The sequence below is a fragment of the Paraburkholderia sp. genome (assembly GCF_049581445.1).
Classification (GTDB): Bacteria; Pseudomonadota; Gammaproteobacteria; order Burkholderiales; family Burkholderiaceae; genus Paraburkholderia.
The window spans coordinates 18,846-30,850 of the sequence record NZ_JBAURZ010000361.1; the positions used below are offsets into that span (position 1 = coordinate 18,846).

The 12,005-nt window shown below is 61.0% G+C and carries 9 protein-coding genes; 8 read left to right on the plus strand and 1 reads right to left on the minus strand.

The window, feature by feature from the left end; genetic code table 11:
• Positions 1-129 precede the first annotated feature (129 nt).
• The 5 genes from WCA85_RS30890 to WCA85_RS30910 all read left to right on the plus strand — a co-directional run bounded on the left by WCA85_RS30890 (position 130) and on the right by WCA85_RS30910 (position 7,601).
• The gene (locus WCA85_RS30890) at positions 130-1,371 is read left to right on the plus strand and encodes an MFS transporter (protein WP_424068785.1); all 1,242 of its coding nucleotides are present in this window, start codon (positions 130-132) and stop codon (positions 1,369-1,371) included.
• Positions 1,372-1,834: 463 nt separating this feature from the next.
• Positions 1,835-2,998, plus strand: a complete 1,164-nt coding sequence (carA, locus tag WCA85_RS30895; RefSeq protein WP_424068787.1) for a glutamine-hydrolyzing carbamoyl-phosphate synthase small subunit — start codon at positions 1,835-1,837, stop codon at positions 2,996-2,998.
• A gap of 161 nt (positions 2,999-3,159) precedes the next feature.
• Complete coding sequence (gene carB, locus WCA85_RS30900) at positions 3,160-6,414, plus strand: carbamoyl-phosphate synthase large subunit (protein ID WP_424068789.1); 3,255 nt, start codon at positions 3,160-3,162, stop codon at positions 6,412-6,414.
• Between the two features lie 153 nt (positions 6,415-6,567).
• Positions 6,568-7,044 (plus strand): transcription elongation factor GreA, encoded by a 477-nt coding sequence (gene greA / locus WCA85_RS30905; RefSeq protein ID WP_424068791.1) that lies wholly within the window; start codon positions 6,568-6,570, stop codon positions 7,042-7,044.
• 44 nt (positions 7,045-7,088) lie between these two features.
• The gene (locus WCA85_RS30910; RefSeq protein ID WP_424068801.1) at positions 7,089-7,601 is read left to right on the plus strand and encodes a DUF4149 domain-containing protein; all 513 of its coding nucleotides are present in this window, start codon (positions 7,089-7,091) and stop codon (positions 7,599-7,601) included.
• Positions 7,602-7,637: 36 nt separating this feature from the next.
• Here the strand turns inward: WCA85_RS30910 and WCA85_RS30915 are convergent, their stop codons facing one another.
• Entirely contained in the window at positions 7,638-8,165 is a 528-nt protein-coding gene (locus tag WCA85_RS30915; protein WP_424068793.1) for a YhbY family RNA-binding protein, read from the minus strand.
• Between the two features lie 200 nt (positions 8,166-8,365).
• Between WCA85_RS30915 and WCA85_RS30920 the strand changes: the two genes are divergently transcribed.
• The 3 genes from WCA85_RS30920 to folP form a co-directional block, all read left to right on the plus strand.
• A complete protein-coding gene (locus WCA85_RS30920) occupies positions 8,366-9,028 on the plus strand; it encodes an RlmE family RNA methyltransferase (RefSeq protein WP_424068795.1) in 663 nt (220 codons plus the stop codon).
• 182 nt (positions 9,029-9,210) lie between these two features.
• Positions 9,211-11,100 carry an ATP-dependent zinc metalloprotease FtsH gene (ftsH, locus tag WCA85_RS30925; RefSeq protein ID WP_424068797.1) on the plus strand — a complete coding sequence of 630 codons (1,890 nt, stop codon included), beginning with the start codon at positions 9,211-9,213 and terminating at the stop codon, positions 11,098-11,100.
• A gap of 204 nt (positions 11,101-11,304) precedes the next feature.
• A partial coding sequence (folP, locus tag WCA85_RS30930) for a dihydropteroate synthase (protein ID WP_424068803.1) occupies positions 11,305-12,005 on the plus strand: 701 nt, incomplete at its 3' end.

The following is a 12,005-nucleotide window of genomic DNA, read 5'->3' on the forward strand; positions in this document are numbered from 1 at the left end:
TTTTAGACGCCGTCACCTGTGGTGACGGCGTTTTCATTTCAGTGGCCTCGCAGCCGAGCGGTTTTGCGCCAATTCGTTTATCTTTCGTGGCGCTACCCTGCGTCGAATGCACCTCATCCATTCTTGCCTATGTCGTCGACCCAGCTTCGCGTCTTTCTGCTGTTCTCTGCCGGATACTTCGTTTCCTACGTGTTTCGCGGCGTCAATCTCGGGTTCGCGCCGCTCATTACTCACGACCTGGGCTTGTCCGCGGCCGATCTCGGGCTGCTGACGAGCCTTTACTTTCTGGGCTTTGCCGGCGCGCAGATTCCGGCGGGCGTGCTGCTCGATCACTTTGGCTCGCGTCGCATCACGGCGGGCACGCTGCTGTTTGCGGCGGCGGGGATCTGGGTCTTTGGCGCCGCGCACAGCCTTGGCGCCATGATGGTCGGGCGTTTGTTGATTGGCGTGGGCGTTTCGGTGTGCCTCGGCGCCGCCTTTAAAGCGCTGGCGCAGCATTTCGAGGCTGCGCGCCTGCCACTCATCAACGGTTTGGTGATGGCGGTCGGCGGTTTGGGCGGCGTGGTGGTCGGCACCCCGCTGAGCTGGGTGCTGACCTTCGCGGGTTGGCGTGCCGTATGCGTCGGCCTCGGCGTACTGACGATCCTTGTCGCGGCGGCGCTATGGGTTGGTGCGCCGGAGACTCGTGAGGAGCAGCGCCACGCCAGTCTGGTCTCACAGTTCAAGGGCACCTGGCACATCCTCAACAGCGCGGCATTCTGGAAGATTGCATCGTTTTCGGTCGTCACCCAAGGCGCCTTCTATGCGATGCAGTCGCTCTGGGTCGGGGCGTGGATGCGTGACGTCATGGGCCTCGCGCCTCGTGATGCCGCCGCGCAAGTGTCGATTCTCGGTTTCGCGATGATGGCCGGGTGCATCGGCTTCGGCGCCGCAGCACGCGGTCTGGAGCGCCGGGGCGTGTCCTTATACGCGTTCTGTGGCGTGGGTATGGCGCTCTTCGTCGTCACCCAGTTGCTGATCATGGTCGGTGTGCCATTGCCGGCCGGGCTCCTGTGGGGCGCTTACGGTATTTTTGGCGGCACCGGGATTCTCAGCTACGCGGTGATGGCGCGGCATTTCCCGCCACATCTGATCGGCCGTGCCAATACCACGCTCACGCTGATTATTTTTTTGCTGATCTTCGGCTTCCAGATCGGCGTTGGCGCAGTGCTGTCCCGCTGGCCGGCAGCCGCCGGCCATTATCCAGCCGCCGCGCACCTGACTGCGTGGAGCATATTGGTCGTGTTGCAGATAGCAAGTGCGATCTGGTACCTATTGCCAAGCCGCGTACTGGCAAAACCCACTCATTTGCAGGCTGAGCAGCAATCCTGAGCTGGCGTTGGTCGGGCCAGAGCGGGCTGGAACGATTCTCCGCACCCGCTCGGTCCCCCGTTTCCTCGAGCTGCCGCCATATCCCGATTCGGCAACGTAAAGCATTGCAGGGTGGCCTGAGACGCCTGCCGGCGTTGGCTCCGGGCGCCTGCGCGACACCTCCCATCCCGCTTTGGCGCCATCTCGGATTTGGAGGGAAGGGTAGTTTCGAGCTATAATTCCAAGGTTTGAGCTTATCAACCCGCACCCTAGCGCCTACCTCTCCCACACCGTTCATCCGCCGCGCGCCGCCGACGCACCGCACCCAGCCGATCAGTCCACACAATGGATCCATCGCGCCCTTGCGACGTCTGCCGCGGTACGCGAGCGAGCCTGCGCGCGCATCAACTTGATGCGCCTCGCTGCGGCCCGCACGGCTCGGATAGACAGGTCGGCATCAGGGTGTTCCCCCAAGGAGTCTCCCGTGTTGCCGTCTTTTTCTCCCGCTCTGCTCGCGCTCGCCGACGGCACGGTCTTTCGTGGCTACTCGATCGGCGCTCCCGGCCATACGATTGGCGAAGTCGTTTTCAACACCGCAATCACCGGTTATCAGGAAATCCTGACTGACCCGAGCTACGCGCGTCAGATCGTGACCCTCACGTATCCGCACATCGGCAATGTCGGCGTCAACGCCGAAGATGTCGAGGCCACCAAAGTCCATGCCGCCGGCCTGATCATCCGTGACCTGCCGGTTCTCGCGTCGAACTTCCGCATGGAACGCACGCTCTCCCAATATCTGCAGGACGAAGGCGTGGTCGCCATCGCCGGCCTCGACACCCGTAAGCTGACGCGCGTGCTGCGCGACAAGGGTGCGCAGAACGGCGCCATCCTCGCAGGCTCGGATGACGAAGCCAAGGCAATCGAGCTGGCTTGCTCGTTCCCGGGTCTCGCCGGCATGGATCTGGCCAAGGTCGTGTCGACGAAGCAATCGTTCGAATGGAAGCAGACCGAATGGCGTCTGGGCGAGGGCTACGGCACGCAAAATACGCCGAAGTATCGTGTGGTCGCATTCGACTACGGCGTGAAGTTCAACATCCTGCGCATGCTCGCGGAGCGTGGCTGCCACGTCACCGTCCTGCCGGCGCAAGCTACCGCCGCTGACGCGCTCGCGCTCAACCCGGACGGCGTGTTCCTGTCCAACGGCCCCGGCGACCCGGAGCCGTGCGATTACGCCATCACCGCTACTAAAGAACTGATCGAGCGCGGCATCCCGACGTTTGGCATTTGCCTGGGTCACCAGATCATGGGCCTCGCGGTTGGCGCCAAGACGATGAAGATGAAGACGGGCCACCACGGCGCGAATCATCCGGTGAAGGATCTGGACGACGGCCGCGTGGTGATCACATCGCAGAACCACGGCTTCGCAGTCGATGCCGCCACGTTGCCCGCCAACGCGCGCGCCACGCATGTGTCGCTCTTCGACGGCACGCTGCAAGGTTTTGCACTCACCGACAAGCCGGCTTTCTGCTTCCAGGGTCACCCGGAAGCGTCGCCTGGCCCGCACGACATCGCCTACCTGTTCGACCGCTTCACCGGGTTGATGGACCAGAAGAAGGCCGGTACGACGGCGGCTGCGGCAGCGGCATAAGAACCTCGGGAAAAGCGCCGCGCCCGGGGCTTCGCCCGGCGCCGCGCCAGCGAGCAGAACAGAGCGCGCGAGAGCGGCAACGTCGTGAAAGTTTCACCGCAACTACGCCGCCACGACGCGCGCCAACGGTAAGAACACAGGAATACATTAGCGAGAGCGTTATGCCCAAGCGGACAGACATCAAGAGCATCCTCATTATCGGCGCGGGTCCGATCATCATCGGCCAGGCGTGCGAGTTCGACTACTCGGGCGCACAGGCTTGCAAGGCGCTGCGTGAGGAAGGCTACAAGGTCATTCTCGTCAACAGCAATCCGGCGACGATCATGACCGACCCGAACACGGCCGACGTCACCTACATCGAGCCGATCACGTGGGAAGTGGTTGAGCGCATCATCGCCAAGGAGCGCCCGGACGCGATCCTGCCGACGATGGGCGGCCAGACGGCGCTGAACTGCGCGCTGGATCTGCACGCGCACGGCGTGCTGGAAAAGTACAAGGTCGAGCTGATCGGCGCATCGCCCGAAGCCATCGACAAGGCGGAAGACCGTCAGAAGTTCAAGGACGCGATGACCAAGATCGGTCTCGGTTCGGCGAAGTCGGGCACCGCGCATTCGATGGAAGAGGCGCTGCAGGTGCAGGCGCAGATTGCTGTTGAAACGGGCAGCGGCGGTTATCCGGTTGTGATTCGCCCGTCGTTCACACTGGGCGGTTCGGGCGGCGGCATTGCGTACAACCGCGACGAATTCGAAGAGATCTGCAAGCGCGGTCTGGATCTTTCGCCTACGCGCGAACTGCTGATCGAAGAGTCGCTACTCGGCTGGAAAGAGTATGAGATGGAAGTGGTCCGCGACAAGAAGGACAACTGCATCATCGTGTGCTCGATCGAAAACCTGGACCCGATGGGCATCCACACCGGCGACTCGATTACCGTCGCACCGGCGCAGACGCTCACCGACAAGGAATATCAGATCCTGCGTAATGCATCGCTCGCAGTGTTGCGCGAAATCGGCGTGGACACGGGCGGTTCGAACGTGCAGTTCTCGATCAATCCGGTAGACGGCCGGATGATCGTGATTGAAATGAATCCTCGCGTGTCGCGTTCGTCGGCATTGGCGTCGAAGGCAACTGGCTTCCCGATCGCCAAGGTCGCGGCGAAGCTCGCTTGCGGCTACACGCTTGATGAGTTGAAGAATGAAATCACCGGTGGTCAGACGCCGGCTTCGTTCGAACCGACGATCGACTACGTCGTCACCAAGATTCCGCGTTTCGCATTCGAGAAATTCCGCGAAGCCGATCCGCGTCTGACTACGCAGATGAAGTCGGTGGGCGAAGTGATGGCCATTGGCCGCACCTTCCAGGAATCGTTCCAGAAGGCACTGCGCGGTCTCGAAGTGGGCGTCGACGGTCTGGATGAAAAGACCACGAGCCGCGATGAAATCATCCGTGAGATCGGCGAAGCCGGTCCGGACCGCATCTGGTATGTGGGCGACGCATTTCGTATCGGCATGACGCAGCAGGAAATCTTCGAAGAGACTTCGATCGACCCGTGGTTCCTCGCGCAGATAGAACAGATCGTACTGAAGGAAAAGGCTCTCGATGGACGCACGCTTGCGAGCCTGTCGAAGGAAGAACTGAAGTATCTGAAGCAAAGCGGCTTCTCGGACCGGCGTCTCGCGAAACTGGTCGGCGCGAAGCCGGCGGAAGTGCGTGCGCGTCGTATTGAGTTGAACGTGCGCCCGGTCTACAAACGCGTCGACACCTGTGCGGCCGAGTTCGCGACCAAAACCGCTTACATGTACTCGACCTACGAGGACGAGTGCGAAGCGAATCCCACGAACAACAAGAAGATCATGGTGCTGGGCGGCGGCCCGAACCGGATTGGCCAGGGTATCGAGTTCGACTACTGCTGCGTGCATGCCGCACTCGCGATGCGCGAAGACGGTTACGAAACGATCATGGTCAACTGCAACCCAGAGACTGTTTCCACCGACTACGACACGTCCGATCGTCTGTACTTCGAATCGTTGACGCTTGAAGACGTGCTTGAGATCGTCGACAAGGAAAAGCCGGTGGGCGTGATCGTGCAGTACGGCGGCCAAACGCCGTTGAAGCTCGCGCTTGATCTCGAAGCGAACGGTGTGCCGATCATCGGCACGTCGCCGGACATGATCGACGCCGCTGAAGACCGCGAGCGTTTCCAGAAGCTGTTGCAGGAACTCGGTCTGCGTCAGCCGCCGAACCGCACCGCGCGTGCTGAAGACGAAGCGCTAAAGCTGGCCGATGAAATCGGCTATCCGCTCGTCGTGCGTCCGTCGTACGTGCTGGGTGGCCGCGCCATGGAAATTGTCCACGAGCCGCGCGACCTCGAGCGTTACATGCGTGAGGCCGTGAAGGTGTCGCACGATTCGCCGGTGCTGCTCGACCGCTTCCTGAACGACGCGATCGAATGCGACGTGGATTGCATCTCCGATGGCGAAGCGGTGTTCATCGGTGGCGTGATGGAGCACATCGAACAGGCGGGCGTCCACTCGGGCGACTCGGCTTGCTCGCTGCCGCCGTATTCGCTGTCGCAGGCAACCATTGCCGAGCTGAAGCGCCAGACGGGCGCGATGGCAAAAGCGCTCAATGTGATCGGCCTGATGAATGTGCAGTTCGCGATCCAGCAAGTGCCGCAGCCCGATGGCTCGAAAGAAGACGTCATTTACGTGCTGGAAGTGAACCCGCGCGCTTCGCGTACGGTGCCGTACGTGTCGAAAGCGACCAGCCTGCCGCTCGCGAAAATCGCGGCGCGCGCGATGGTCGGCCAGACACTGGCCGAGCAGGGCGTGACGAAAGAAATCAACCCGCCGTACTTCAGCGTCAAGGAAGCTGTGTTCCCGTTCGTCAAGTTCCCGGCTGTCGATCCGGTGCTTGGACCGGAGATGCGTTCGACCGGCGAAGTGATGGGCGTGGGGCAGACCTTCGGTGAAGCGCTGTTCAAGTCGCAACTGGCTGCCGGTTCGCGTTTGCCGGAGTCGGGCACGGTGCTGCTGACGGTGATGGATGCCGACAAGCCGAAGGCCGTCGAAGTCGCGCGTATGCTGCACGAACTGGGCTATCCGATCGTTGCGACCAAGGGTACGGCTGCCGCAATCGAAGCGGCTGGTGTGCCGGTCAAGGTGGTCAACAAGGTGAAGGACGGTCGTCCGCACATTGTGGATATGATCAAGAACGGCGAGATCGCGCTGGTATTTACTACCGTCGACGAAACCCGCGCAGCTATTGCCGATTCGCGCTCGATTCGCATGAGCGCTCAGGCTAACAAGGTCACGTACTACACGACGATGTCGGGTGCGCGGGCCGCGGTCGAAGGCTTGCGGTATTTGAAGGACCTGGAAGTCTATGATTTACAAGGACTCCACGCTCGCCTAAACTAAGGCTTCGAATACCTGTCCAAGATGTAAGTGCCGCGGTTAAGCGGCGTCCCTTCGGTTCCGGCACGGGCTTTGCGCCAAGTTCTGGTCCCAGCGGGGATGCACTTAACCGCGGTGATTTTTTTTACGGCCGTTTTTTTGCCACTAGAGCTGTTTATGAGCACTATTCCATTGACGACGCGTGGCGCCAAGAAGCTGCGCGATGAACTGCAGCACCTGAAATCGGTTGAACGCCCGGCGGTTGTCAACTCGATCTCTGAAGCGCGTGCCCAAGGCGATCTGTCGGAAAACGCCGAGTACGACGCTGCGAAAGAAAAGCAGGGCTTTATTGAAGGCCGCATTGCCGAGATCGAGTCGAAGCTCGCCGGCGCCCAGATCATCGACCCGTCCGCGGTCGAGGCAGACGGCCGCGTGGTGTTCGGCGCGACTGTCGAACTGGAAGACCTGGATTCGGGTGCTCCGGTCAAGTATCAAATCGTCGGCGACGACGAAGCGGACCTCGAACACGGTCTGATCTCGATCAGTTCGCCCATTGCGCGTGCGCTGATCGGCAAATCGGAAGGCGATGTGGCGTCGGTGCAGGCGCCGGGTGGCGTTCGCGAGTACGAAATCATTGCCGTCAGCTACGTCTGAAGGGCGCTCAGGTGATTAAACCGGTGGGTAATCAGGTGTCCGCAGTGCCGCATCGGCTGTTCCGGCTGTTGACCGTGGTTTGGGTCGGCAGCCTGCTCACCATTGGCTACGCGGTCGCGCCGGTACTGTTTACGTCGCTTGACCGGAGCGTGGCCGGCGCGGTGGCCGCGCAACTGTTTCGCATAGAAGGCGTGCTCGGTGTGGTGTGCGGAGTGTTGCTGCTTGGGCTCGCCAATGTCCTGATTCGCCGGGGTAACGACAGCTACCGCCGGCTACGCTGGCTGCTTGCCGGTATGCTGGTATGCGTGCTGGTTGGATATTTCGCGCTCGAGCCGTTCATGAACGCGCTGCGGGTTGCCGCGCTCGAGGCGGGAACCGATGTGGGGCACTCGGCCTATGCAGCGCGCTTTGGCGTATTGCATGGCGTGTCGAGCCTGTTCTACCTGATCGAGAGCCTGTTGGCCATCGTGCTGGTCTGGAAGCTGCCTACTGATGCGAGTGTGTCGATGGGTGGGCAGACCAACCGCGGCTCGACAGGCAAGGGTGTGACGGGTTAGTTAAACCTTGAAGGGCGGCGAGCGCCGCCCCGCACATCACTTAACCGATTGATGCGAACGTTTGGCGCTGGCCTGACGTTTCTTGGCGCGCTTGATGTTGCCGCCCGCCGTCACACGTTCGTTGCCACGCACCACGACCTTTTTCGGCTTCGGTTTGCGCATGGGGATCTCGGAAGGCTTGACCACCGTAACCACGCGCGGCGCACGACCTTTACCCGGCTTCGCTTCTTCAGCCGCTTCGCGGGCGCTTGGCAGCGCACCGCGTTTGGTGCGCGCGGCAGGTTGGGCGGCTTCCGGCTTCCAGATCACCAGCAGCTTGCCGATATGCTGGATCGGCGCGGCGTTGAGCTTGTCGCAGATATCATCGTAGATGGCGAGGCGCTCTTCGCGTTCGTCGCCGAACACGCGGATCTTGATCAACTGGTGGGCGCCAAGGTGGACCTTGATCTCGGTCAGGACGGCGTCAGTCAAGCCCTCGGCACCGATAAGCACGACCGGTTTGAGCGCGTGAGCCTGGGAGCGCAATTCGGCGCGTTGATCGGAAGAGACTTTGAGGGCTGGCATGGAAAGTGAGGGACTCGACTAAAATGGCGGCGCCTGCATTTACGATCGTTTTGGTCGATCGCGCAGGGCGGCGCGTCAGAACAACGGAGAATCGCGGTTGATCGCTCCCGGGTAGATGACCCATTGAGCAGCAGCCGCGCGAATTAAACGCGTATTATCCGCTAAAAGCGTGACATCACGCAGCAAGAGTTCAACGTTTAATGGCAAAAAACAAGTTCAACACGTCGTGGTTGCATGATCACATCAACGATCCGTACGTGAAAATGGCGCAGCGGGAGGGTTATCGCGCCCGCGCAGCGTACAAACTGAAGGAAATCGACGAGCAGGACAAGCTGATCCGTCCAGGCCAGGTCATTGTTGATCTTGGCTCCACGCCGGGCAGCTGGAGCCAGTACGTGCGCAACAAACTGGCGCAAGGCGCCAGGCGGGATGCGGCCCGGGAAGGCGGGATCGACGGCACGATCATCGCGCTCGACCTGTTACCCATGGAGCCGATCGCCGACGTCACCTTCATCCAGGGCGACTTCCGCGAGGACTCGGTGCTCCTGCAACTGGAAGAAATTCTCGAAGAACGGCACGTCGACCTTGTAATTTCGGATATGGCGCCCAACCTGTCTGGCGTAGCGCTGGCAGATGCGGCGCGAATCGAGCATGTGTGCGATCTCGCGCTGGAATTTTCGCAGAACCACCTGAAACCGGATGGGGCCCTTTTAGTCAAGTGCTTCCACGGCAGCGGTTACAGCCAGATAGTTGAAAAGTTCAAGCAGCAGTTTAAGACGGTCGCCGCCCGCAAGCCCAAGGCTTCGCGGGACAAATCGTCGGAAACTTTTATTTTGGGTAAGCATCTCAAACGACCCCGTTAAGTGGGGGTCGATTAACCATTTTGCACCCCCAGATTGGCCGGAAAAGCGGCACTGGAGCCCCGCCGGACGCTATTTGTGCAGTAGTGAATGGTTATGGCAGGGGTCTGCGGACTGGATTAGAATGCTTTAGTGGTGCCGCAAGGCAAATGTAGGCGCCCGTCTATGAGTGAAGGAGTGGTGCTTTGAACAACAATATGTTTTCGAAGGCAGCAGTGTGGCTGGTTATCGCACTGGTGCTGTTTACGGTGTTCAAGCAGTTCGACAAGCCCCGTGTCCAGGAAGGTGTTTCGTATTCGCAGTTCATGGACGACGCGAAGAACGGCAAGGTCAAGACCGTCATCGTTCAGGGGCGTAACCTCACGGTCACTCCAGCGGACGGCCAGAAGTACCAGATCGTGTCGCCCGGCGACATCTGGATGGTCGGCGACCTGATGAAGTACGGCGTGCAGGTGAGCGGCAAGGCCGATGACGAACCGAACGCGCTTGTGTCCGCGCTGTATTACCTCGGACCGACAATCCTGATCATCGGGTTCTGGTTCTACATGATGAGACAGATGCAGGGAGGCGGGAAAGGCGGTGCGTTCTCGTTCGGCAAGTCCCGTGCACGTCTGATCGACGAGAATAACAACGCCATTAATTTCACGGACGTCGCCGGGTGCGACGAAGCCAAGGAAGAAGTCTCCGAGTTGGTCGACTTCCTGCGCGACCCGCAGAAGTTCCAGAAACTGGGCGGGCGCATTCCTCGAGGTGTGCTGCTGGTCGGGCCTCCGGGTACTGGTAAGACGTTGCTCGCTCGCGCCATTGCCGGCGAAGCGAAAGTGCCTTTCTTCAGCATTTCCGGTTCGGACTTCGTAGAAATGTTTGTGGGTGTCGGCGCCGCTCGCGTGCGCGACATGTTCGAACAGGCCAAGAAGCATGCGCCCTGCATCGTGTTCATCGACGAAATCGACGCGGTCGGTCGCCATCGTGGCGCCGGCATGGGCGGCGGTAACGACGAACGCGAACAGACGCTGAACCAGATGCTGGTTGAGATGGACGGCTTCGAAGCCAATTCCGGCGTGATCGTGATTGCTGCGACCAACCGTTCTGACGTACTCGACAAGGCGCTGCTGCGTCCCGGCCGTTTCGACCGCCAGGTGTATGTTGGCCTGCCGGACATCCGCGGTCGTGAACACATCATGAAGGTGCACCTGCGCAAGGTGCCGATCTCGAACGACGTAGACGCGGCGGTTATCGCGCGTGGCACACCGGGCTTCTCGGGTGCTGATCTGGCGAACCTGGTGAACGAAGCGGCGCTGTTCGCGGCGCGTCGTGGCAAGCGTATCGTCGAAATGATCGACTTCGAAGACGCGAAGGACAAGATCTTCATGGGTCCGGAGCGTAAGTCGGCTGTGATCCGCGAAGAGTCCAAGCGTGCGACGGCGTATCACGAGTCGGGCCATGCGGTGATCGCGAAGCTGTTGCCGAAGGCTGATCCGGTGCACAAGGTCACTATCATTCCGCGCGGTCGCGCGCTGGGTGTGACGTGGCAGTTGCCGGAGCACGACAACGAAACGTATTCGAAAGACTACCTGCTGGATCGTTTGGCGATTCTGTTCGGTGGCCGTGTGGCAGAAGAACTGTTCCTGAACCTGATCAGCACGGGTGCCTCGGACGACTTCAACAAGGCCACCCAGACCGCCCGTGCGATGGTTGCGCGCTTCGGCATGACGGATGCACTCGGACCGATGGTCTACGTGGACGACGAGAACGACGCCACACCGTTTGGCCGCGGCTTCACGCGGACCATTTCGGAGGCGACGCAGCAGAAGGTTGACGCAGAGATCCGCCGCGTGCTGGACGAGCAATACACCCTGTCCAAGCGTCTGCTGGGTGAAAATCGCGACAAGGTTGAAGCCATGACCGCGGCTTTGATGGAGTGGGAAACGATCGACGCCGATCAGATCAACGACATCATGGCAGGCCGTCCGCCGCGCGCGCCGAAAACCTCGTCGCCGCCGGCAAGCGACGCGTCGTCAGGCGGCAGTACGGGTACCGAGGTGAAGCCGGGCAGCGCCACCGCGCCGGCCTGATTGAAGCCACGTAAAAAGGTATGCGGGCCGGTGTGATTCACACCGGCCCGTTTTGCATTTATCCCGTTGACCGGTATTGGTCTGTATTTACCCGTCGTTGTCTGGATGCTCTGTTCCGTGTCGATCGCCGCTTTGTCGTTTCTCCCTGAGCCCGCGCCGTTGCAGTGCGGCCGTTTCACCCTGACGTTCGAGCGCCCGCTCGTGATGGGCATTCTGAACGTCACGCCCGACTCTTTCTCGGATGGTGGCCAGTTCGCCTTGCGCAGCGACGCGCTACGTCAAGCCGAGCGCATGATGCTCGATGGCGTCGATATCATCGACATCGGTGGCGAGTCTACGCGTCCGGGCGCGCCGCCGGTGTCGCTCGACGAGGAACTGGAGCGGGTGATTCCGCTTATCGAGCAGTTGCGGGGCGCGCAGATTCCGTTGTCGATCGATACGTACAAGCCCGAGGTCATGCGTCATGCATTGGCTGCGGGTGCGGACCTGATCAACGACATCTGGGGTTTCCGCATGCATGGTGCCATCGACGCGGTACGCGATAGCGAGTGTGGCCTGTGCGTTATGCATATGCTCGGCGAGCCGCAGACCATGCAGCTCGGCGAGCCGGTCTATCAGGACGTGGTGAGCGAAGTGCGGACGTTTCTCACTGAGCGTGTGACAGCCATGACCGAGGCCGGCGTCGCGAGGCAGCGCATTAGCGTCGATCCAGGCTTTGGTTTCGGCAAGGCCGTGATTGAGCATAACTACGCGTTGCTTGCTCACCTTCCCGAAACGGCCCCACGTGCTGAGCCGCCGTTTCCGATTCTCGCAGGCATGTCGCGCAAATCGATGCTGGGCGCTGTGACCGGCCGTGCCGCGCCGGAGCGCGTGGCGGCGAGCGTCGCGGCTGCCGTATGTGCGGC